This is a genomic window from Actinomycetospora sp. C-140 (assembly GCF_054796175.1).
This window is the reverse complement of the sequence record NZ_JBTWNF010000025.1, coordinates 65,179-87,760: the sequence shown is the minus strand read 5'-3', so window position 1 is coordinate 87,760 and position 22,582 is coordinate 65,179. Positions and strand designations below refer to the sequence as shown.

Genomic DNA, 22,582 nt, shown 5'->3' with positions numbered 1-22,582 from the left:
CGCCTCCGCCGGCCGGCTCCCCCCTGAGGACCCACGTCATCACTTTCGCACGATCACCGGGGCCGATCAACGAGCACATTGGACAGCCCGAGAGATTGCTCCGCGTCATCGACCAACTTCTGTTAGTGACTGTTGCCGGGAATGGTGCCGCCATTCTGTGACGCGCCTTATCCCGTGTTCCGCATCCCCGCCGAGATGCCGTTGACGGTCAGCAGCAGCGCCCGCTGGAGATCCGGGTCGGGGTCGGCGACCTTGCGGCGCTCCTGCAGGGCGTGGACCTGCAGGTGGTGCAGCGGCTCGAGGTAGCCCTCGCGGATGTCGAGCGTCCGGCGCAGCAGGGGGTTGCCGCCGAGGAGCTGCTCGCCCGGGGAGAGCTTGAGGACCTCGCGCTCGGTGACCCGGTGCTCGGCCTTGATGATCTCGAAGACCTCCTGCAGCTCCGGGTCGACGAGCTCGGAGACGTAGAAGGCCGCGATGCGCATGTCGGTCTTGGCTAGCGTCATCTCGACGTTGGAGATGAGGTTCGCGAAGAACGCCCAGTCACGCATCTCGTCGATGACGTCGGAGTAGCCGGCGTCGTGGGCCGCCTTCAGCCCGGTGCCGAGCCCGAACCACCCGGGAACGATCATCCGCGTCTGGGTCCAGCCGAACACCCACGGGATCGCGCGCAGGTCGTCCAGCGACGCCTGCCCGCCGGCGCCGGGACGCTTGCCCGGCCGCGACCCGACGTTGAGCATCGAGAGCTCGTCGACCGGCGTGGCCTGGGTGAAGAAGTTCGGCAGGCCCTCGTGGGAGACGAGCTTCGTGTAGGCCTCCTGGGCGGCGTCGGAGATGACGTCCATCGCCTCGTCCCAGCGCTTGAGCGTCGCCTCCTCCACCCGGGAGGTCTGGTGCAGCAGCGTCGCGTCGAGCACCGCCGCGAGCATGATCTCGAGGTTGTCCTTGGCGAGCATCGGCAGCGAGTACTTGTCGGAGATGACCTCGCCCTGCTCGGTGACCTTCATGCAGGCGTCGACGACCCCGTGCGGCTGGGCGGCGATCGCCTCGCCGGCGGGGCCGCCGCCGCGCCCGACCGACCCGCCGCGGCCGTGGAAGAGCCGCAGCCGCACGCCGTGCTTGGTCGCGACGTCGCGCAGCTGGCGCTGGGCCTGGTGGATCGACCACTGCGACGTGGTGAGCCCGGCGCCCTTGTTGGAGTCCGAGTAGCCCAGCATCATCTCCTGGACGTCGCCGCGGGCGGCCACGAGCGCCCGGTACGACGGGTCGGAGAGCATCCCGTCGAGCAGGTCGCCGGAGATCTTGAGCTCGGTCGCGGTCTCGAACAGCGGCACGATGTCGATCGACGCCAGCGCGCCGTCGGCGGTCAGCTCGACCAGTCCCGCCTCCCGCGCCAGGACGGCGACGGCGAGGATGTCGTCGACGTTCTGGGCCATGGAGATGACGTAGGTGTGCAGGGCCTCCTCGCCGTAGGTCTCCTGCACGGTGCGGATGCAGTCGAAGACCTCGAGCGTCTCCTTGAACGAGTCGTCGCCGATCTGCTGCCAGTTGCGGCGCGGGGTCAGCGCGCGCCGGCCCGCGAGCTCGCGCGAGAGCACCTCGGTGCGCCCGGCGTGGTCGAGCTCGCCGTACGGGGTCTCGAGCTCGCCGAGCCGGTCGAACAGGGCGGTGAGCGCGGTGTGGTGGAAGTTCGTGTGCTCGCGGACGTCGACGCTCGCCAGGTGCAGCCCGACGGCGTTGGCCGAGCGCATGACGTCGCGCAGCCCGCCGTCGGCGATCCGCTCGCCCTGGTGGGCGCGCAGCGAGGCGTCCATGACCTCGAGGTCGCGCAGGTACTCCCCGGCGCCGAGGTAGTCACGGCCGGGCTGGTGGGCGGTGCCCTCCGTGTAGCGCCGGCGGGTGTTCTCCAGGCGGGCGTGGACGTAGGAGCACTTGAGCCGGTAGGGCTCCTCGGCGTTGAGGCGGACGAACCGGTCGTGGATCTCCGGCAGCGCCCGGCGGTCGCGGGCGAGGCTGCGGCGCAGGTCCTCCGAGACGCCGACCAGCCGGGTGGACACCGAGAGCTCCTGGACGAGGTCCTCGAGCAGTTCGATCTGGATGCGCACGCCGCGCTCGCCGTAGATCCGCATGGTCTCGAGGGTCAGCTCGGCGGTGACGTTGGGGTTGCCGTCGCGGTCGCCGCCGACCCAGCAGCCCAGCACCAGCGGGCGCGAGCCGTCCGGCAGCCGCAGCCCCGCGCGGTCCAGCTCCTCGTCGAGCTCGGTGAGGACCTCGGGCAGGGCCCGGCGTCCCAGCTGCTCGAGGTAGTAGGACACCGAGCGGGCCTCGTCGAGCACGGTGGGGCGCTCGGGGCGGATCTCGTCGGTCTGCCAGATGAGGTCGACGAGGCGGTGCAGGCGGGTCTCGGCGAGCTGCTCGGGCAGGTCGTCGGCGAGCACGCCGGCGATCGCCCGCAGCTTGCCCAGCACCGACTGGCGCTGCGCCTCGGTCGGGTGCGCCGTGAACACCGGCTTGAGCTCGAGCCGCGACAGGGCGGTGGAGAGCTCGTCGGGGTCGGCGTCGCTCACGAGCCGGTCGACGAGCGTGTGCAACGGGCCCTCGCCGGAGGCGTGGACCTCCGCGCGCTCCTCCGAGCGGTGCAGCTGCTCGGCGAGGTTCGCGAGGTGGAAGTACGTCGCGAAGGCCCGCCCGAGGACCGCGGCGGTGCCCGGGTCGAGCTCGGCGAGCATGTCGCGGATCTCGGTGTCACCCCGTTCCGGCATCTCGCGGACCAGGCGGCGGACCTTCTCGACGAGCTCGAGCATGTCGTCGCCGTGCTGGGCGGCGACGGTGCGCCCGAGCAGCGTCGAGAGCCGGCGGATGTCGGCCCGCAGGGCCGAGTGCTCGGACTCCGACGCGACACTGCCCTCGGTGGAGACGCGGTCGGCACGCGCGGGCCTGCTGTTCTCGCTCATGGGGGCGCCCTCCTGGTCGACGGAGACGGAGCGGAGGGGTGCTCGACCAGCGAGACCGTCCTCCTCAGGTGGGTCCGCGACGGTGGGGACGCCGTCGGATTGTGCCCCCGATCGGGCCGCGCGACACCCCGGACGTGACGCCTCAGGCGCTCCGCGCGGCCGCCGGCAGCAGGCCCAGCTGGGTGAGCAGCCCGTGGTGGTCCCACAGCGTCCGGACCTCGGTGATCCGTTCCCGGCGCACGGCCACCACGGAGATCGCCAGCACCTCGGCCCGCCGGCCGGTGGGGGCGACGCCGGGCAGCAGCCAGGGCAGCTCCCGGTCGTGGGTGAACGTCACCATCTCCTCGTCGACCACCCGGAAGCGGTCGCCGGTGCGCGACACCCGCCGCGTGGTGAGGTCGCCGGGACGGTGGGGCAGGACCTCCTCGGCCAGGTACCGGCGCAGCGCGGCCGCGCCCCGCGCGCCGGTGCCGGCCGGCGTGTTCTCCAGCACGATCTCCTCGGCCACCACCGCGAGGGCCGCGTCCAGGTCGCCGTCGCGGACCCCTGTCGCGAACCCGTCGCGGGTGCGCTCGACCGCGACCATGAGGTCCTGGACGGCCTTGGTCATCCTCCGATGCTCGCACCCGGGGCCGACCGGCCGCGACCGCTCGCTCCACCTGGCCCTCCACCTGGTCCTCCACCCCGCCCTCCACCCCACCTCCACTCCGGGGTCGACGACGCCGTGGCCGCGCGCGACGACCGTGGACGCATCCGGGCCGTCGGGGCCCGCGAGCGAGGGAGGACGCGATGGACGCGGGTGTGGGCGGGGGCGAGCTGGTCCTCGCCCTGGCGGTGGTGTGGCTGGTCGGCGAGGTCGCGCTGCAGGTGCGCCAGTGGCGCCGCGGCCGGGGCGGCGGCCGCTGGGAGTGGCCGAGCCTGGTCGTCATCGCCGTGGCCGGCGTGCTGTCGGGCTTCGCGTCGGCGCCCTTCCGCGGGCTCCTGGTCCTGCCCGACCCGGTGGCGCTGTGGCTCGGGCTCGCGATCGCGGTCGCGGGGATCGCCTTCCGGTTCTGGTCGATCCTCGTGCTCGGGCGGTTCTTCCGCGGGGTGGTCACGGTCCAAGCCGACCACGAGGTCGTCCGCCGCGGCCCCTACCGGTACCTGCGGCACCCGTCCTACCTGGGCGCGCTCGTCGCGGTCCTCGGGTTCGGGATCACCGCGGGCAGCGTCGCGGCGGCGCTCGTGACGACCGCGGTGGTCGGCCTCGGCGTCGGCTACCGGATCGCGGTGGAGGAGCGCGCCCTGCGTACCGGGCTCGGCGCCGCCTACGACGAGTACGCCGCGACGACGGGCCGGCTGCTGCCGAGGCTGCGCCCACAGCGCCCACAGCGCCCGCCGCGCCGCCCGGTGCGGAGCGGCTCCTGACGCGGCGGCGATCTCAGCGCAGCGTCTCGAGGCGGCCGGCCAGCAGCTCGTGCTCGACGTCGTTGGCCGTGAGCAGGGCGGCCTCCTCGAGCGCCGTGCGGGCCTCCTCGGGGCGGCCCGCACGGCGCAGCAGCTCGCCGCGCGCGGCCGCGAGGTAGCCGTAGCCGGCGAGCCGCGGCTCGCCGGCGAGGGCGTCGAGGGCCGCGAGCCCCGCGTCGGGGCCGTCGGCGAACCCGACCGCGACGGCGCGGTTGAGCGCGACGACGGGGGAGGGCCAGCGGGCGAGGACGACGTCGTAGAGCCCGACGATCTCGGGCCAGTCGGTGTCGTCGAACGTGGGGGCGTCGGTGTGGACGGCCGCGATCGCCGCGAGCACCGCGTACCGGCCGACCGGCCTGGACGTCAGCGCCCCGAGCACCAGCGACCGGCCCTCGGCGATCATCGCGGCGTCCCAGCGCGACCGGTCCTGGTCGGCGAGCAGGACCAGCGCCCCGTCCGCGTCGGTCCGGGTCGCCCGCCGCGCGTCGGTGAGCAGGACCAGCGCGAGCAGCCCGGCGACGTCCGGGTCGTCGGGGAACCGGGAGCGCAGCAGGCGGGCGAGGTCGTGGGCCCGGTCGAGCAGGTCGTCGCGCACGAGCGTGGCCCCGGTGGGCGCGGTGTGCCCGGTGGTGAGCACGAGGTGCACGACGGCGAGGACGCCGCCGAGGCGCCGGGGCAGCTCCTCGGGGGCCGGCACCCGGAACGGCACGCCCGCCGTAGCGATCTTCTTCTTCGCCCGCGTGAGGCGGGCGGCCATCGTCGGTTCGCTGACGAGGAACGCCCGCGCGATCTCCGGGGTGGACAGCCCGCCGAGCAGGCGCAGGGTCAGCGCGACCCGGGCCTCGGCGGTCAGGGCGGGGTGGCAGCAGGTGAACAGCAGCGCGAGCAGGTCGTCCGGCGGCGGTCCCGCCGGTTCCGGGGCGACCTCGTCGACCACCAGCAGCGGCAGCGCCCGCTGCGCCACCGCGGCGTGGCGGTGGTGGTCCAGGGCGCGGCGCCGGGCGGCCGTCGTCAGCCAGGCACCCGGCCGGGCCGGGACCCCGTCGCGCCAGGCGACGAGGGCCTGGGCGTACGCCTCCTGGACGCACTCCTCGGCGAGGTCGATGTCGCGCGTGACGCGCACCGTCGCGGCGAGCACTCCGGCCCACTCGCGACGGTGCGCGTCGGCGACGGCCGACCCGGGGTCGACGGTCACGGCCTCACTGCTGCCGCGTCGGCCGCAGCGGGCGCACCTCGATGCCGCCGAACGGCGACGGGACGTCGCGGGCGATGGCGAGCGCCGTGTCGAGGTCGGGGGCCTCGACGAGGTAGTAGCCCGCCAGCGCCTCCTTGGTCTCGACGTACGGGCCGTCGGTGACCAGCGCGTCCTCGCCCGGGGCGAGGTCGTCCCACCCACGCCCGTCCGGCGGGCGCAGGGTCGTCGCCGTCGCGGTCGGGTGGAGCCACCCGCCGCCCGCCACGACGGCGCCGTGCTTCGCCCCGAAGCGCTGGTGCCCTTCCATCAGCGCGCCGGCCTCGTCCTCGGCGAGCGCGGCCATCGGCGCCTCGTCGGTGTAGATGAGGATCAGGTACTGGCCCATGGTGGTCTCCTCGGGGTTCCGGGGCCCCGCGGCGGGGCCCTCATCATGTCGTCGCGGAGCGGTCGCGGGAATCGACAGCTCGGCGGATCCGGTAGCGGAGATGGGTCGCCCGCCGGGCGCGGTCCTCGGTGTCCGGGGTGGTCAGACGGCGCACGAGCTCGAGCTCGACGTGCTCGGCCGAGAGGTGGTCGAAGAGCCGCCGGCCCCGGCCGAGCAGGACGGGGACGACGTGCAGCTCGATCTCGTCGAGCTCGCCGGCCCGCAGCAGGGCCTGCGCGGCGCCCGCGCCGTGGACGAGCACGTCGCCGTCCCCGGCCGCCGAGCGTGCCCGGGCCGCGGCGTCGTGGACGTCGGTGGCGTAGAGGACGGTGCCCGGCGGCGGCTCGTCGGGGACCGCGTGGGTCAGGACGACGATCGGGACGCCGTCGTGGTGGTCGCCGCCCCAGCGCCCGGCCAGCTCGTAGGTGCGCCGGCCCGAGAGCACGGCCCGGGTGGCCATGGCCTCGGCGAAGACCTCGCCGGCCGGTCCGGGGTCGAGGCGGCGGTCGAGCCAGTTGAACAGGCGGAACCCGCCGACGCCCATCGGGTCGTCCGGTCCGTCGTCCGGTCCGGCGCAGAAGCCGTCCAGGGAGACGGTCATGTCGAGTCGGATCGCCATCACGACTCACCACCCGGGAGCACGCGGTAGCGCAGGTGGACCATCCCCGGCCCGTCGAGCGACCGCGTCAGCTCCAGCTCCACGAGGTCGTCCTGCGTCTCGTCGAACAGGCGGCGGCCCTGGCCGAGCAGCACCGGCACGATCTGCAGCGCCATCTCGTCGAGCACCCCGGCGCGCAGGCAGGCCTGCGCCGCCGCGGCGCCGTGCAGCAGGACGTCGCGGTCGCCGGCGGCCTCCTTCGCCTGCGCGGCGGCCGCGCGGACGTCGGTGACGTAGCGGGCGTGCCCGGGCGCCGGGGTGGCCGGTACGGACCGGGTCAGCACGACGATCGGGACGCCGTCGTGGTGATCGCCGCCCCACCCGCCGGCGTGGTCGAACGTGCGCCGCCCGGTCAGGACGGCGCCGGTGGTCATCGCCTCGGCCATGACGGTGGCGCCGACCTCGTCGCGGGTGTGCGCGGCCTCCGGGTGATCGGGGCCCTCGAAGGTCAGGAAGTCGTGCAGCCGCTCGCCGCCGACCCCGAGCCCCTGGTCCGGCCCGTCGTCGGGACCGGCGATGAAGCCGTCCAGGGACATCCACATGTACAGCACGATGTTGCCCATGATCAGGTCCTTTCTCAGCGCCGGCGCAGCAGCGAGACGACCGCGCCGGTCGGGATGGTCTGCAGCGAGTCGAGCGCCCAGGCCGACCTCGCGACCGCCGCGGTCCAGAACGGCACGCCCTCCCCGAGGACCGTGGGCACGCGGGTGATCCGCAGCTCGTCCAGCAGGTCCGCGGCCAGCAGGGCCTGCATGACGCTGATGCTGGAGAACACCGAGATCGTGCGTCCCCCGGTCTCGCGCAGGGCCTCCACGGTCGCTTCGAGGTCGCTCGCCACCCGCGCGTTCGTCCACGTCGCCTCGGCGAGCGTGCGGGAGAACACGACCTTCTCCACGGCGTCGAACCAGCGCGAGAAGTCGCGGCTGCGGGCGTCGGCGGCCGGGTCGTCGGCGACGGCGGGCCAGAAGCCGTGGAAGCCCTCGTAGTTGGTGCGGCCGAGCAGGACGGTCTCGACGCCCCGGTAGTAGCCGGCGAACCCGGCGGCGCACTGCTCGTGCAGGGCGGTCTCGACGAGCCAGGACATGTCGCCGCCCGGGCCGGCGGCGAAGCCGTCGAGGGAGAGGGTGATGTTGGCGCTGACGGTGCGGGTCACGGCGTGCTCCTCGGGGTCCGGCGGGCCGCTGGCGGCCCGGTCACCCCGACGTCGACCGGCCCCGTCGCCCTTGGTCGAGCACCGCGGCTCCTGGACGAACGAGCAAGGTCAGGGTCGTTGACCGACCGCATCGTCCACCCGCGCGGCGACGCGCGCCGGATCCGCCTGCCGAGTGGTGGCTGTTGCGCCACCGATCACGGACGTTGACGCCGGCCCGCGGCGGGGCACCCGTGTCCCCGTGAGCACCCCGACCGACCACGCCGTGGGCAACAGTCCATACGCCGACGCCGGCGGGTCGTTCCGCCGCCGCGGTCCCCGGTTCACCGACCGGATCGTCGCCGAGCCCGCCGCGGACGGCGAGTGGCCCGCCGAGGCGGGCCGCTACCGTCTCGTCGCGTCGCTCGCCTGCCCGTGGGCCCACCGCTCGATCATCGTCCGGCGGCTGATGGGACTCGAGGACGCGATCAGCCTCGCGATCGTCGACCCGCTGCAGGACGACCGCTCCTGGCGCTTCACCCTCGACGAGAACGGCGTCGACCCGGTGCTCGGCTACCGGTACCTCGAGGAGGCCTATCTCGCCCGGGACCCGGAGAACGGCACCGAGAACGGGGTCAGCGTCCCGGCGCTCGTCGAGGAGTCGAGCGGGCGGCTCGTCACCAACGACTACCCGCAGATCACCATCGACCTCGGCACCGAGTGGGCGAAGTACCAGCGCCCCGGCGCCCCGACGCTGTACCCGCAGGACCTGCGCCCGGAGATCGACGCGGTCAACGAAGGCGTCTTCCACGACGTCAACAACGGCGTCTACAAGGCCGGCTTCGCCACGACGCAGAAGGCCTACGAGAACGCGTTCACCGCGCTGTTCGCACGGCTCGACGAGCTCGACGAGCGGCTCGCGGACCGTCGCTACCTCGTCGGTGACCACATCACCGAGGCCGACATCCGGCTGTTCACGACGCTCGCGCGCTTCGACGCCGTCTACCACGGCCACTTCAAGTGCAACCGGCAGAAGCTCGCCGAGTTCGAGAACCTCTGGCCCTACGCCCGCGACCTCTACCAGACCCCCGGCTTCGGGGACACCGTGGACTTCGACCACATCAAGCGGCACTACTACCAGGTGCACACGAGCATCAACCCGACGCAGATCGTCCCGCTGGGCCCGGAGCCCTCGGCCTGGCTGGAGCCGCACCGCCGCGACGAGCTCGGCGGCTCGCCGTTCGGCGACGGCACTCCGCCCGAGCCCCTCGACGGCCCGTTGCGGCCGCTCCCGCCCCTGGGCGCCTAGCGTCGAGGGGTGAGCCGGGACCGTCGGTGGTGGCACGTCGACCCCGCCGGGCTCCTCGTCGCCACCGCCGCCGCGGTCCTCGCCCTCGGCCCCGGGCTCCTGCCGCGCGACGGTGTCACCCAGGGTGTCGTCTCGGGGGTCGTCGCGGCCCTCGGGTACGGGCTCGGGGCGACGGTGTCGGTCCTGCTGCGGCGCGGGGGCGTCCGGCCCCGCCGCCGGCCCGGCGTGTGGCTGCCCGTGGTGGCCGTCGGCGTGCTCGTGGCCGCCGTCGGCGTCGCCGCGGGTGGTCAGCAGCAGGCCGCGGCGCTGATCGGCGCCACGCCGCCGTCGACCGCCGCGTTCCTGCTCGGGGTGCCGGTGACGGTGGCCGTCGTGGCCCTGCTGGTCGCCGTCGCGCGGGGCCTGCGCCGGTCGACCGGTCTGCTCCGCCGTCGCCTGCCCGGCCCGGCCGTCGTCGCGACGGTCGCGCTCGCGACGCTCGTCGTGGCCGGGGTCGCGACCTCCGTGGGCCTCACCGTCACCGAGGCCGCGTTCCGCGCCCGCAACGACGAGCCGGGGGCGATCGGCGGGCCGCCGGCGCGCGCGGCGCGGTCCGGGTCGCCGACCTCGCTCGTCGGGTGGGACACGCTCGGGCGCGACGGCCGTCGCTTCGTCGCCGGCGGCCGGTCCGCCGACCAGCTGGCCGCGGCGTCGGGCCGTGCGCCCCGGGACCCGGTCCGGGTCTACGTGGGGCTGGAGAGCGCGCCCGACCCGGCGCGACGGGCCGCCCTCGCGGTCGCCGAGCTCGACCGAGCGGGCGCCCTCGACCGCTCCGTCCTCGCGCTCGTGACCCCGACCGGGTCCGGGTCCGTCGACCCCCAGATCCCCGACGCCCTCGAGCTGGTCCGCGGGGGCGACACCGCCGTCGCGGCCGTGCAGTACTCGACGCTGCCCAGCGACCTGTCCTTCCTCGTCGACGGGCCCGAGGCCCGGGCGTCGACCGCGGCGCTGCTGGACGCCGTGCGGGCGCGCCTCGCGCAGCGCCCGCCCGACCGCCGGCCCCGCCTGCTCGTGTTCGGGCAGAGCCTCGGCTCGCTGGGGTCGCAGGCGGCGTTCGGCTCGCTCGACGACGCCCGGGCGCGTGCCGACGGCGTCCTCTGGGTCGGTCCGCCCCACGGCAGCGAGCCCTGGACCGGGCTCGTCGCCCGCCGCGATCCGGGGACGCCGGAGGTGCTCCCGGTGGTCGACGGCGGCCGGGCGGTGCGGTTCGCGGGGCGTCCCGCGGACCTGGCGGGCGGGCCTCCGTGGGCGCCGTGGCAAGAGCCCCGCGTCCTCTACCTCCAGCACCCCTCGGACCCGGTCGTGTGGTGGTCCCCGGACCTGCTCTGGCACCGCCCGGACCGGTTCTCCGAGCCGGCGGGCTCCGACGTCCCGGCCGGGCAGCGGTGGTACCCGGTGATCACGTTCTGGCAGACGACCGTCGACCTCGCGCGGGCGCAGTCCCTGACGCCCGACCACGGGCACCGCTACGACGCCCTGCTGGTCGACGGCTGGGCCGCCGTGGCGCCGCCACCGGGCTGGACGGACGCCGACACGGATCGGGCGCGGCAGGTGTTCGCGGGCTGAGATCGTGGGGAGCCTCCCGGGTGAGTGCTCCGAAGACCGTCGCCGCGCACGTGCTCGCCCGCCTCGCCGCGTGGGGTGTCCACCGGTTCTACGGCTATCCCGGCGACGGCATCGGCGGTGTCTTCACCGCCCTGCCCGAGCGGGACGACGCCGAGTTCGTCCAGGTGCGGCACGAGGAGACCGCCGCGTTCGCCGCCTGCGCCGACGTGAAGTACGGCGGGTCGCCGATCGGCTGCTGCGCCGTGACCAGCGGACCCGGGGCCGTGCACGCCCTCAACGGCCTCTACGACGCGAAGCTCGACCACCAGCCCGTCGTCGCCCTCGTCGGGCACACCGCGCAGACCGCCCAGGGCGGCGGCTACTACCAGGAGATCGACCTCGGCGCCCTGTTCTCCGACGTCGCGGGCTACCTGGCCGAGGTCGAGGACCCGAGCCAGGTGCGGCACGTCGTCGACCGGGCCTGCCGCAGCGCGCTCGCCGACCGCACGGTCGCGGTGGTCATCCTGCCCTCGGACGTGCTCGAGCAGCCCGCGGTCGTCGACCCGCCCGACGCCCACGGCTACTACCACACGTCGGCGGTGCCCTCCTCCGCGATCGCGGCGCCGCCGGAGTCCGCGCTCGACGCCGCGGCGGAGGTGCTGAACGCGGGGGAGAAGGTCGCCGTCCTCGCCGGCGCCGGTGCGTTCGGGGCGTCCACCGAGCTCACCGAGGTCGCGAACGTCCTCGGCGCCGGCATGGCCACCGCGCTGCTCGGCAAGGGCGTCGTCGACGAGCGCTCGCCCTGGGTCACCGGCGCGATCGGCCTGCTGGGCACCACGGCGTCGTGGCACCTCATGCGCGAGTGCGACACGCTGCTGATCGTCGGCTCGACGATGCCCTACACCGAGTACTACCCGGCGCCCGGCCAGGCGCGGGCGGTGCAGATCGACGTCGACGGCTCGCGGTGCGGCATCCGCTACGACACCGAGGTCAACCTCACCGGCGACGCGCAGGCGACCCTCGCGGCGTTGCTGCCGCGGCTCCGCGAGCGCACCGACTCGTCGTGGCGCGCCCAGGTCGAGCGGTGGACGAGTGCGTGGGACGACTACTCCCGCCAGCGCGCGCACGCCCACACCAGCGCCCTGAACCCGGAGCTGGTGGTGCGCGAGCTCTCCGACCGCCTGCCCGACGACGCCCTGCTCGCCGTCGACTGCGGCACGGCGACCTCCTGGTACGCCCGCGACGTCACGCTGCACGGCGCCCAGTACGGCTCGCTGTCGGGCACGCTGCTGTCGATGGGCGGCGGCCTGCCCTACGCGATCGCGGCGAAGAACGCGCACCCCGACCGTCCCGTCGTGGCGCTCGTCGGCGACGGCGCGATGCAGATGAACGGCGTCAACGAGCTGATCACCGTCCAGCGGTACTGGCGCCAGTGGGCCGACCCGCGCCTCGTCGTCCTCGTGCTGTCCAACGACGACCTGTCCTACGTCTCGTGGGAGACCCGCGGGATGCTCGGCGAGCCGCCGGACCCGCAGTCCCAGGCCATCCCCGACGTGCCCTACGCGCAGTGGGCGATGCTGCTCGGGCTCGACGGCCTGGAGCTGCGCGAGCGGGACCAGATCGGCGCCGTGTGGGACCACGCCCTCGCCGCCGACAGGCCGTTCGTGGTGGACGCGAAGGTCGACAAGGACATCCCGCTCGTGCCGCCGCACGTGACGGTCCAGCAGGCCCTCAACACCGCCCGCTCCCAGCTCGCCGGCGACAGCGACGCGCTCGCGATCATCGCCAACGGCGTGAAGGAGACCGTCGGCGCCAAGGCCCGCTCCGTGCTCGGTCTGCCCCCGAAGGAGTGATCTGTCCCCGGACGGGGCACACGACCCGGCATGGCAGCCCGGGGTAAGGCGTTCGTCGCGTCCCTGTCGGGGACGTCGCTGGAGTACTACGACTTCGCGGTCTACGGGACGGCGTCGGCGCTGGTCTTCCCGCAGCTGTTCTTCCCCGGCAACGACCCGCTGACCGGGACCCTGCTGGCCTTCACGACGTTCGCCGTCGGGTACGTGTCGCGGCCGATCGGCGGGTTCGTGTTCGGCCGCCTCGGGGACACGCTCGGGCGCAAGCGGGTCCTCGTGACCACGCTGCTGCTCATCGGCGTCGCCACCGTCGCGATCGGGCTGCTGCCGACCTACGCCACCATCGGCGTCACCGCGCCGATCGTGCTGGTGCTGCTGCGCTTCGCCCAGGGCGTCGGCGTCGGCGGTGAGTGGGGGAGCGCGGTGCTGCTCTCCGGGGAGTTCGGCGACCCGCGCCGCCGCGGCTTCTGGTCGTCGGCGGCCCAGATCGGGCCGCCGGCGGGCAACCTGCTCGCGAACGGCGTGTTCGCGGTCCTCGCCGCGACCCTGTCGACCGACCAGCTCCTGTCCTGGGGCTGGCGCGTCGCGTTCCTGCTCTCGGCGCTGCTCGTCGCGTTCGGCCTGTGGATCCGGCTCACGCTCGAGGACACCCCGGTGTTCCGCGCGCTGCAGGAGTCGGGGGAGACCTCGGGCAGCCCGATCCGCGACGTCGTGCGCACCCAGCCGCGCGGGCTGATCGCGGCGATCCTCTCCCGCCTCGGACCGGACGTCGCGTACTCGCTGCTGACCGTCTACGTGCTGACCTACGCCACGAGGACCGCGGGCTTCGCGCGCGCCGAGGTGCTCTCCGCGGTGCTCGTCGGCTCGGCGCTCCAGCTCGGGCTCATCCCGGCGTTCGGGGCCCTGTCCGACCGCTGGAACCGCCGGCTGGTCTCCGTGGTCGCCGTGGTGGGCACCGGCGTGTGGGTGTTCGTGCTGTTCCCGGTCATCGCCTCCGGGGCGTTCGGGCTGCTCGTGCTGGGCGTGGTCGTCGGTCTCGTCCTGCACGCGATGGCGTACGGCCCGCAGGCCGCGTTCATCACCGAGCAGTTCTCCCCGCGCCTGCGTTCCACCGGCGCGTCGCTCGGCTACACGATCGCCGGTGTCTTCGGTGGTGCGCTCGCCCCCGTGATCCTGACCGCGCTGAACGCCGACTTCGGGTGGTCGGTCGCGGCCGCCTACGTCGCCGTGGCCTGCGTCCTGTCGGTGATCGGGCTGGCGCTGGGGCGCGACCACGACCCGCGGGAGGACGAGGAGCTGGCCGCCGCCGTCCCCGCGGGCCCTGCGGAGGCCGGTGCCGAGCGTCCGTAGGGTCTCGGGACATGGCGGTCACCGTGGACAACACCGACGACCTGACCCGCGCGCCCGGCGCGTCGGTCTCCCCCGACACCCTGCCGAACGACCTCGACATCACCGACCTCGTCATCGGGGGCGGCACCGAGGCCGGCCCGCGTGACACCGTGCAGGTGCAGTACCAGGGCATCCGCGTCTCGGACTCCGGCGAGTTCGACTCGTCGTGGTCCCGCGGCGGCGCCCCGGTCGAGTTCCCGCTGAACGGCGTCATCGACGGGTTCAAGCTCGGCATCTCCGGCATGCGCGAGGGCGGGCGGCGCGTGCTCGTCGTCCCGCCGCACCAGGGCTACGGCGACCGCGGCGTCCCGCCGGTGATCCCGGCGAACGCCCACCTCGTCTTCGTCGTGGACCTCGTCAAGGTCAACTGAGGCGCGCAGCGCCGGTGCGTGCTCAGACCCCGAACGACGCGGGCTGCCCCGTGGCCTCGAGCACCGACATCCACAGGTCGCCGTCCGGGTCGACCTGGTTGCGGTGGGCGGTGATCAGGCCCATCGGGATGTGCACGAACCGGCGCCGCCAGCGCACGACGACGGTCTCGGTGCGCCCCGCCATGCCCGCGTGCACCGCGGCGTGGGCGAGCCGGACGCAGTAGACGCTGTCGTAGGCGTTGGCCGCGACGCTGCGGATCGCGTAGCTCGGATCGAGGTAGCGCACCGTCGGCGGGAGGTCCACCGCGGTGAGGTGCTCGGTGATCTTCTCCTTGAGGAACAGCCCGATGTCGCCGAGCTTGGTGTTGCCCGACGCGTCGGTGGTCTGCCCCTCCTCCTCGAGCAGGTCCTGCCCGGCGCCCTCGGCGACCACGACGACCACCTGGCCGTGCCGGCGGACGTGGTCCTCCACCCGGCGCAGCACCCCGTTGGGCCCGTCGAGCACGAACGGGACCTCGGGGATCAGCACGAAGTCGGCGTCGTTGTTCGACAGCGCCGCGTAGCAGGCGATGAAGCCGGAGTGCCGGCCCATGAGCTTGACGATGCCGACACCGTTCTCGGCGGCCTGGGACTCGATGAACACCGAGGCGATGAACTCGGTCGCCTGCGCGAACGCGGTCTGGAAGCCGAAGCTCTGGTCGGTGTAGGGGAGGTCGTTGTCGATCGTCTTCGGGACGCCGACGACGGCCACGTCGAGGCCCCGCGAGTCGACCTCCTTCGTGATCTTCATGGCGCCGCGCATGCTGCCGTCGCCGCCGATCACGAACAGGACGTCGATCCCGAGCTCGACGAGGGTGTCGACCATCTGCTCGGCGTCCTGGTCGCCCCGCGAGCTGCCGAGGATCGTGCCGCCGTCGTTGTTGATGTCGCGGACGGCGTCCAGGTCGAGATCGACGACGCGCTCGCGGTGCTGGGGCGTGAGGCCGGCGAACCCGTTGCGGAACCCGTAGATGTGCGCGACGTGGTAGTGCTCGGTGAGCTCCTGGACGATCCCGCGGATCACGTCGTTGAGCCCCGGGCACAGGCCGCCGCAGGTCACGATGCCGACGCTCGTCGCCGCCGGGTCGAAGTACACCTTCCGTCGCGGCCCGGCCGCCTCGAGGCTCGGCAGCCGGTCGATCGGTACGCCCCGGGAGAGCAGCACCGAGACGGTGTCGTCGACGAGCACGCGGTCGTCCTCGTGGACGTAGTGGGGCGACGTGCGCTTGGTGGCCAGCATCTCCGCGAACGGGGAGTCGTGGCGGCACTCGCCCAGGCTGCGGACGCGCAGGTCGTCGAGATCGAGCGTCACGGGGGACCCCCAGGGGTCGTGGTGGGACGACCGGTCGCGTCGTTGCGGGTCTCCGGCATCTGCATCGGTCACGATAACGGAGCGGGTGCTCCCGGGCGGCCCCCGCGGGCGCTGCTCACAACGCCACGGGTCCCGCGTTCTCCTCCGGGGCCGGCGGTCCGTCGGGGAAGCGGCGGACGAGCTCGGTCCGCGAGCGCAGGCCGAGCTTGCGGTAGACGCGCGTGAGGTGGTTCTCGACCGTCTTGCGGGAGACGAACAGCGCGGCGGCCGCCTCGTCGTTCGACCGCCCCTCGGCGACGGCGCGGGCCACCTGGAACTCCTGCGGTGTGAGGGCCGCCCACGCGGTCCGGGCGTCCGCGCTGCGCGGGGCCGGCACCCCCGCGGCGGCGAGCTCGGCCTCGGCGCGCCGCGTCCACGGCCCGGCGCCCAGTCCGACGAAGACCGCGTGGGCGTCGCGGGCGGCCACCCGCGCCGCGGCGGGGCGGCGGAGCCGTCGCAGGCACTCCGCCTCGGCGAGCAGCGTGCGGCCGCGCTCGAAGGGCTGCTCGCAGCGGTCGTGGGCGGTGCGCGCCCGTGCGAAGCACGCCGCGGCCTCGTCGGCGTCGGTGGCCAGGAAGCCCCGGCACCGCGCCGCCGTCGCCGCCGGGAACGCGAGGCCGGAGGCGGTCTTCTCCTCCCACCAGGCGAGCACCTCCCCGGCGCGCGCGAGGTCGCCGCTGCGGACGAGGGCCTCGATGAGGTCCGGTCCGTAGGGCACGACGTTGCTGGCGCCGAGTCCGTCCGCGCTCGCCCGGCGACGGGCCGCGTCGAGCTGATCGGCCGCCTCCTCGGGCTCGCCGGCGGCGAGCGCGGCGAGCCCGAGGACCGCGGGGACGTAGGTGAGCAGACAGTCGATCCCGTGCGAGCCGACCTCGGCGAGGACCCGCCGGGCCCGCGCGCGGCAGCGCCCGACGTCCCCGGTCGCCGCGTCCAACCGGGCCAGGATCAACGCCGCGATCGCTCCCGTGCCGGCCTCGCCGAGCTCCTCGGCCCACTGCAGCGCCTCGGCCGCGTCGGCGCGAGCGGCGGTCCACCGCCCACGCCAGTACTCGAGCTCGGCGCGGACCGCGTGGGCGTACGCGAGCACGGTCGCGGCGCCGTGCCGCCGACCCGCCGCGAGGAGGGCGCCGACCCGCCGCTCGGCCTCGTCGAAACGCTCGACGACGACGGCGACGTGCGCGAGCCGGGCGTCGTCCCTCAGGTCCCACGCGGCGCCCCCGGTGTCGAGCCCGTCGAGCGTGACGAGCGCCGCCGGGACCTCGCCCCGCAGCACCAGGGCACAGGCCGTCGCCGACCGCCCCGCGGCCGGCGCGAGCGCCGTCGCGGTGCGCGCGAGGTCGAGCATCGCGTGGACCCGCCCCGCCATCGCGGCGGGCGTCGTCGCCTCCGCGTAGAGCGCGGCCGCGAGACCGGCGTCCGCGTCCGTCACGCGCTCGGCGGCCCGGACGAGGTCGTCGTGCGCGCGTCGCGGGTCCCCGAGCCACGCGGTGGCCCGGCTACGGACGATCTCGACCCGTGCGCCGAAGACGGCGTCGTCGTCCAGCGACTGGGCCGCCTCGGCGTGGCCCGCCGCGAGGTCGAGTGCTCCCGCGAGGAGGAAGGCCCGGGCGGCGGCCAGCAGACGGTCGGCGCGGTCCCGGCGGGCGCCGCTGAGCTCCGCGGCGCGGGCCCACGCCTCGCCGGCGCTGCGGTGGCCGCCGCGCGCGGTCGCCGCGGCCGCCGCCTCGGCGAGCTGCGCGGCGACGGTGTCGTCGGTGCCGTCGACGGTGGCGGCCAGGTGCCACGCCCGCCGCGCGCCCGACGAGCGCTCGGCGAGGGCGCGGCGCACCCGGCGGGTGGTCGCGGGGTCGACCCGCAGGGCGACGTGGCGCAGCAACGGGTGACGCAGCCCGCAGCGGACGCCGCCGCCCGCCCGGAGCAGGCCCGCCTGCTCGGCGACGAGCAGGTCGTGGGCGGACAGGCCGAGGTCGGCGAGCACGCGGTCGACGACACCGGCGTCCGCCGAGCCCGCGGCGGCGGCGACGACCACGGACGTGCGCGCCGCGTCGGGCAGGGCGTCCAGCGCGGCGGTCCACCGGGCCTCGAGGGTCGGCCCGGGCCGGAGCGCGATCCGCCCGTGCCCGGCGCTGTCGGTGCTGCCGGTGCTGTCGGTGCTGTCGGTGGCCTGGCGCGCGTGCTCGACGAGCGCCAGGGGGTGCCCGGCGAGCTCGTCCACGATCCGGTCGAGGGCCACGGGGCGGATCGGGCCGGCGAGGGCACCGAGGAGCCGCCGGCTCTCGTCGCCGCTGAGGCCATCGAGGTCGACGACGTGCGCGCCCGGCACCGCCCGTCCACGTTCGCGCGTCGCGAGCAGCAGCGCCACCCGGCAGGACCGCAGCCTCCGGGCCACGAAGAGCAGGACCTCCAGCGACGGGGCGTCGACCCACTGCAGGTCGTCGACGACGACGAGCAGTCGCTCGATCTCGCCGGCCGCCTCGAGCAGGCCGAGCGTCGCCACGCACACGGCGAGGGATCCGCCGGCGCGCCCGGCCCGCAGCGCGACGCTCACCTCGAGGGCGTCCCGTTGGACGTCGGGGACCGCCGGGAGCGCACCGGCCAACGGCCGCACGAGGTCGGCCAGGACCGCGAACGCCAGGTGGGACTCCGCCTCGACCCCGGCGACGGGCAGCGTGCGTGCGTCGGCACCGGCGAGCACCTGCGCCAGCAGCTCCGTCTTCCCGATCCCCGGCTCGCCCCGGACGAGCGCGACCCGCTCGGCACACCGGCCCGCGGCGACGCTGCCCAGCACGTCCATCTCGGCCCGTCGGCCGACGAAGGCCGACGCGGTCCGTCCCTCGCTCGCGGTGGTCATCGTCCCCCCGTGGTGGTGACACCGGGGCGTGCGTGGTGGGTGGGACACAGGATGCCGCTGCTCCTCGGGGTGGGAGTGCCGCCTTTCGGGTCGGACCCAGGGGAATTCCCCGGGGTGGGGAAACAACGCGTTCCCCCCGTTGTCGGAGAGGAACGACCGTACGCAATCGATCGGTCACGGGACGACAGAACGGGACGTCCGGTCGGCTCGGCCGTCCCAGCCGAGAGTGACCGACCCGGTACCCCTCGCGACCGCGTTCACGCTGGTCCGGGAGTTCTCCCCTCTGCCGTCGGCGGACACGGAGCGGAATCGTCGTGTACGGAGAGAAGGGGGGCCACGGTGGCCAAGAAGCAGAGCGTGGCGCGGGTACTGAGGTATCTGCGGCACGGGGGGCACGCACTGCCCAAGGAACTGTTCAAGGACGTCGCGAACGCGGAGAACCGCACGGATCTCAGCCTGCTCGAGGACGTCGCCGACGAGAGCGTGGTGGGGACCCCGTTCGGTCATCTGCTCCCCGGCCTGGTCGACCAGTTCCCCGTGGGCTACCTGCCGCCCGAGGACCCCGAGCCGGTGGTGGCGGCCCTCAAGGCGCTCGGTGCCGCGATGATCGACGGCGATCCCGGGGACGCGGCGGACGCCAACGCGACGATCCGGCCGATCTACACCTACTGGGGTCAGTTCATCGACCACGACCTCACGGCGAACACCGACCGCGAGGACGTCCTCGCGATCACCCGCGGGGACATGGGCGGGTCGGCCCCGTTCGTCCCGCTGAGCCCGGACAAGGTCGTCCAGAAGCTCCGCAACCTGCGCCAGCCCGCGCTGAACCTCGACTCGCTCTACGGCGAGGGTCCCGGGTCGACCGCCGCGGACGCGGTGCCCTACCAGGACGGGAAGCGCTTCGTCCTCGGCGCCACGACGCCCCTCGGCGGGACCAACCCCCCGATCCTGCGGGTCCCGCCGGCAGCCGACGCCGCCCGCGATCTCCCTCGCGACGCGGACAAGGTCGCGCGGATCGGTGACGGCCGCAACGACGAGAACCTCGTCATCGCGCAGCTGCACGTCGCGTTCCTGCGCTTCCACAACGAGGTGGTGTCGCTGGTCGAGGCGGCTGATCCGAGCCTCGACGCGGCGGGGGTCTTCGCGGAGGCCCAGCGCCTCGTGCGGTGGACCTACCAGTGGCTGGTCGTGCACGACTTCCTCGAGACCATCACGAAGCCGGGCACCGTGGCGAGCGTCATGGCGAACCCGCAGCCGCTGCTCGACCCGACCGACCCCGCGGTCTTCATGCCGCTGGAGTTCTCCGTCGCGGCCTACCGGTTCGGGCACAGCATGGTGCGGGGTGCCTACGACTGGAACCGCAACTTCGGGGTCCCCGCGCCGGGCCAGCCGGCGTCGCCCGCGGCTGTCGCGACGTTCGAGCAGCTGTTCCAGTTCACCGGCAAGCCGCAGGACCCCGCCTTCTCCATGCTCGGCGCGCCGACCCTCCCCGACAACTGGCCTGCCGAGTGGGACCGGATGGTCGACGTCCCGTCGTCGCCGCCGGGCGGTGTCCGCTTCGCCCGCAAGATCGACACCCGGCTCGCGCCGCCGTTGTTCACGATGATCAACGAGGGCCAGGACCTCGCCGACTCGTTCCCGGTGCGGGCCATCCTCAAGAACCTCGCGATGCGCAACCTCCTGCGCGGCTACAAGCTCGGCATCCCCACCGGGCAGGCCGTCGTCGGCGAGCTGCAGAAGAAGCTGGGCGCGAGCGTCATCCCGGACCCGCTCTCGACCACCCAGCTGCTCAGCGGCCCCAACCAGGCCACGGCAGCCGCGCTGGCGAACGGGGGCTTCCTCACCGACACGCCGCTGTGGTTCTACGTGCTCAAGGAGGCGGAGGTCGAGGTCGACGGGAACTCGCTCGGCACCGCGGGCAGCCACATCGTCGCCGAGACGATCATCGGTCAGATCCGGAAGGACCCGGACTCCTACCTGCGTCAGCAGCCGTCCTTCACGCCGGTGCTGCCGAACGGCCGCACGCTCTCCACGATCAAGGACCTCCTCGAGATCGCCGGTGTCCTCTTCCCCGGCGGCACGCCGTGAGCGTCGACCGGACCGAACAGCAGGCACGCGCGGCCCAGCGCTACCGCGACCGGGTCGACGCGCGGCGGGCCACGCAGGCGGAGCAGCAGACCCGGGGCGTCCGGGTCGTCGACACACCCGAGCAGATCCGCGCCCGTGCCGAGCGCCTGCTCGGCGGCGGACCGACCGCCCGGTCGGTTGGCCAGCAGGCCCCGACCGATCTGCTCGAGCGGATCCTGGGCGACAACGACCAGCGCCCGGTGGCGTTCCTGGCGCGCGGGGCCTGGGCCGCGGAGACGGTCGGTCGGATCTCGACCTCTGACAGCCTCGGCACGGGGTTCCTGGTGGGCCGACGGCTGGTGCTCACGAACAACCACGTGCTGCCCGACATCGCGGTCGCCGCCGCGTCGTTCGTCGAGTTCGACGAGGAGGTCGGCATCGACGGCATGCCGGAGTCGCCCGTCGCGTACTCCCTGGACCCGGCGACGTTCTTCGTCACCGACGCGGAGATCGACGCGACGCTCGTCGCGGTCGCCCCCGGGGCCGACGGCGTCCGGGCGGGCGACCGCCACGGCTGGAACCACCTCCTCGCCCAGCAGGGCAAGATCGTCATCGGCGAGCCCGCCAACGTGGTCGGCCACCCGTCGGGGCGGCGCAAGGAGATCGCGATCCGGCACAACGAGCTGCTCGACCAGCTCCCGCTGTTCCTCCACTACGAGGCCGACACCGAGCCCGGCAACTCCGGGTCGCCGGTGTTCAACGACCAGTGGGAGGTCGTCGCCCTGCACCACTCGGGGGTGCCGCGCACCGACGACCAGGGCCGGCAGCTGACCGCCCAGGGCACGGTGTGGCAGCCCTCGATGGGCGACGACGCGATCGACTGGATCGCCAACGAGGGCGCCCGGATCAGCGTGGTGCTGGGACGGTTCCGCGGGCTGGACCTGCCGCCCGCCCAGCAGACGGTGCTCGACGAGCTCGGCGAGGTGCCGGCTCCGGAGTCGGCCGTCGCGCCCGCGCGGGAGTCCGGGGCCCCGCGGGCGCCGGCGGTCCGCGCCCTCGAGTCCGTGTCCCTCGTGCCGACGGTGCCGCGTCAGCCCCGGCTGGTGTTCCTCCACGGGCGCTCGCAGCAGGGCCGCGATCCCGCCGTCCTCCGCGCGACGTGGGCGGGCGGGCTGAACCGGGGCCTCGCGGTCGCGGGTCAGCCGGCCGTCGACCCCGGCGGCGTGTACTTCCCCTTCTACGGCGACCTGCTCGCCGGCCTCGTCGACGGCGGCGCCGACGTCCGCGAGAGCGCCCCGGACGGGTCGAGCGTCGTCGAGCGCTACGCCCCACCGGGGGCCGGCGCCCGGGCGGTGTACGCCGCGCTGATCGAGGACGCCGCCCAGCGCCGCGGCTTCGTCACCGGTCTCGCGACACCGGCGGACGCCCGCGAGGGGCTGCTCGACTCGGTGATCGGGGCCCTGTCGCCGCAGCTGGGCTGGCTGGCGAACGTCACCCACCTCGACGACTGGTTCATCGCGCTCGTGTTCCGGGACGTCGCGCGGTACCTCGACGACGAGGGGGTCCGCGACCAGGTGCTCGCGGCGGTCCTCGCGTCCTTCCCGTCCTCGGGGCCGACGACGCTCGTGGCGCACAGCCTCGGCACCGTCGTGGCGCTCGACCTCGTGACCCGCCTCGGGGCCGACGTCGACCTCCGCCTCGTCACCGCGGGCAGTCCGCTGGGCATGGACGCGGTGACCAAGCGCCTCCTCGTCGGCGGGCCCGTCCGACCGGCTCGACTGCGTCGTTGGGTCAACGCCTGGTGCCCGGCCGACGCGGTGGCCATCGGGTGCCCGCTGGCGCGGACCTGGGGACCCGACGTCGTCGAGTACGTCACGGCGAACCCGCTCGACCGCGCCCACGACATCGTCGAGTACCTCGCCGACGTCCGGGTCGCGCGCGAGGTGGTCGGCGCCTGACGACGAGCGG

General features: G+C 74.5%; 17 protein-coding genes. 8 read left to right on the top strand and 9 right to left on the bottom strand.

All coding sequences use genetic code 11. The features are described 5' to 3' along the window. Nucleotides 1-167 precede the first annotated feature (167 nt). The gene (gene ppc, locus ACR9E3_RS30045; protein ID WP_460384577.1) at nucleotides 168-2,951 is read right to left on the bottom strand and encodes a phosphoenolpyruvate carboxylase; all 2,784 of its coding nucleotides are present in this window, start codon (nucleotides 2,949-2,951) and stop codon (nucleotides 168-170) included. Nucleotides 2,952-3,093: 142 nt separating this feature from the next. Further along, nucleotides 3,094-3,561: a nuclear transport factor 2 family protein gene (locus ACR9E3_RS30040; protein WP_460384576.1), complete on the bottom strand. Its 468-nt coding sequence runs from the start codon at nucleotides 3,559-3,561 to the stop codon at nucleotides 3,094-3,096. Between the two features lie 179 nt (nucleotides 3,562-3,740). Here ACR9E3_RS30040 and ACR9E3_RS30035 point away from each other — a divergent pair, with 179 nt between their 5' ends. Next, complete coding sequence (locus ACR9E3_RS30035; RefSeq protein WP_460384575.1) at nucleotides 3,741-4,358, top strand: methyltransferase family protein; 618 nt, start codon at nucleotides 3,741-3,743, stop codon at nucleotides 4,356-4,358. 13 nt (nucleotides 4,359-4,371) lie between these two features. On the opposite strand, the gene ACR9E3_RS30030 is transcribed toward ACR9E3_RS30035, so the two are convergent. The 5 genes from ACR9E3_RS30030 to ACR9E3_RS30010 are packed head-to-tail and all read right to left on the bottom strand — an operon-like array spanning nucleotide 4,372 to nucleotide 7,827. Continuing rightward, complete coding sequence (locus tag ACR9E3_RS30030) at nucleotides 4,372-5,592, bottom strand: RNA polymerase sigma factor (RefSeq protein WP_460384573.1); 1,221 nt, start codon at nucleotides 5,590-5,592, stop codon at nucleotides 4,372-4,374. Nucleotides 5,593-5,596: 4 nt separating this feature from the next. Next, nucleotides 5,597-5,977 carry a YciI family protein gene (locus ACR9E3_RS30025; protein WP_460384572.1) on the bottom strand — a complete coding sequence of 127 codons (381 nt, stop codon included), beginning with the start codon at nucleotides 5,975-5,977 and terminating at the stop codon, nucleotides 5,597-5,599. Between the two features lie 43 nt (nucleotides 5,978-6,020). Then, entirely contained in the window at nucleotides 6,021-6,635 is a 615-nt protein-coding gene (locus ACR9E3_RS30020) for a dihydrofolate reductase family protein (protein WP_460384571.1), read from the bottom strand. Continuing rightward, nucleotides 6,635-7,237 (bottom strand): dihydrofolate reductase family protein, encoded by a 603-nt coding sequence (locus tag ACR9E3_RS30015; protein WP_460384570.1) that lies wholly within the window; start codon nucleotides 7,235-7,237, stop codon nucleotides 6,635-6,637. The genes ACR9E3_RS30020 and ACR9E3_RS30015 overlap by 1 nt, the downstream gene beginning before the upstream one ends. A gap of 14 nt (nucleotides 7,238-7,251) precedes the next feature. Then, nucleotides 7,252-7,827 (bottom strand): dihydrofolate reductase family protein, encoded by a 576-nt coding sequence (locus tag ACR9E3_RS30010; RefSeq protein ID WP_460384569.1) that lies wholly within the window; start codon nucleotides 7,825-7,827, stop codon nucleotides 7,252-7,254. A gap of 238 nt (nucleotides 7,828-8,065) precedes the next feature. Between ACR9E3_RS30010 and ACR9E3_RS30005 the strand changes: the two genes are divergently transcribed. Genes ACR9E3_RS30005 through ACR9E3_RS29985 form a run of 5 tightly spaced genes read left to right on the top strand, consistent with a single transcriptional unit; the run spans nucleotide 8,066 to nucleotide 14,306 of the window. Continuing rightward, nucleotides 8,066-9,112, top strand: a complete 1,047-nt coding sequence (locus ACR9E3_RS30005) for a glutathione S-transferase family protein (protein WP_460384568.1) — start codon at nucleotides 8,066-8,068, stop codon at nucleotides 9,110-9,112. Between the two features lie 9 nt (nucleotides 9,113-9,121). Then, a complete protein-coding gene (locus ACR9E3_RS30000; RefSeq protein ID WP_460384566.1) occupies nucleotides 9,122-10,717 on the top strand; it encodes an alpha/beta-hydrolase family protein in 1,596 nt (531 codons plus the stop codon). 20 nt (nucleotides 10,718-10,737) lie between these two features. Then, nucleotides 10,738-12,549 carry a thiamine pyrophosphate-requiring protein gene (locus ACR9E3_RS29995; protein WP_460384565.1) on the top strand — a complete coding sequence of 604 codons (1,812 nt, stop codon included), beginning with the start codon at nucleotides 10,738-10,740 and terminating at the stop codon, nucleotides 12,547-12,549. Between the two features lie 30 nt (nucleotides 12,550-12,579). Continuing rightward, the gene (locus ACR9E3_RS29990; RefSeq protein ID WP_460384563.1) at nucleotides 12,580-13,896 is read left to right on the top strand and encodes an MFS transporter; all 1,317 of its coding nucleotides are present in this window, start codon (nucleotides 12,580-12,582) and stop codon (nucleotides 13,894-13,896) included. 11 nt (nucleotides 13,897-13,907) lie between these two features. Further along, nucleotides 13,908-14,306, top strand: a complete 399-nt coding sequence (locus ACR9E3_RS29985) for an FKBP-type peptidyl-prolyl cis-trans isomerase (protein ID WP_460384562.1) — start codon at nucleotides 13,908-13,910, stop codon at nucleotides 14,304-14,306. Between the two features lie 22 nt (nucleotides 14,307-14,328). Here the strand turns inward: ACR9E3_RS29985 and ACR9E3_RS29980 are convergent, their stop codons facing one another. Then, nucleotides 14,329-15,657 (bottom strand): ATP-dependent 6-phosphofructokinase, encoded by a 1,329-nt coding sequence (locus tag ACR9E3_RS29980; RefSeq protein WP_460384561.1) that lies wholly within the window; start codon nucleotides 15,655-15,657, stop codon nucleotides 14,329-14,331. Between the two features lie 115 nt (nucleotides 15,658-15,772). Then, a complete protein-coding gene (locus tag ACR9E3_RS29975; RefSeq protein ID WP_460384560.1) occupies nucleotides 15,773-18,547 on the bottom strand; it encodes a helix-turn-helix transcriptional regulator in 2,775 nt (924 codons plus the stop codon). A 357-nt stretch (nucleotides 18,548-18,904) separates the two neighbouring features. Between ACR9E3_RS29975 and ACR9E3_RS29970 the strand changes: the two genes are divergently transcribed. Together ACR9E3_RS29970 and ACR9E3_RS29965 are read left to right on the top strand one after the other, a co-directional pair. Next, nucleotides 18,905-20,635, top strand: coding sequence for a peroxidase family protein (locus ACR9E3_RS29970; RefSeq protein WP_460384558.1), 1,731 nt, complete (start codon nucleotides 18,905-18,907; stop codon nucleotides 20,633-20,635). Then, complete coding sequence (locus ACR9E3_RS29965; protein ID WP_460384557.1) at nucleotides 20,632-22,572, top strand: trypsin-like serine peptidase; 1,941 nt, start codon at nucleotides 20,632-20,634, stop codon at nucleotides 22,570-22,572. Before ACR9E3_RS29970 ends, ACR9E3_RS29965 begins: the two co-directional genes overlap by 4 nt. Nucleotides 22,573-22,582 lie beyond the last annotated feature (10 nt).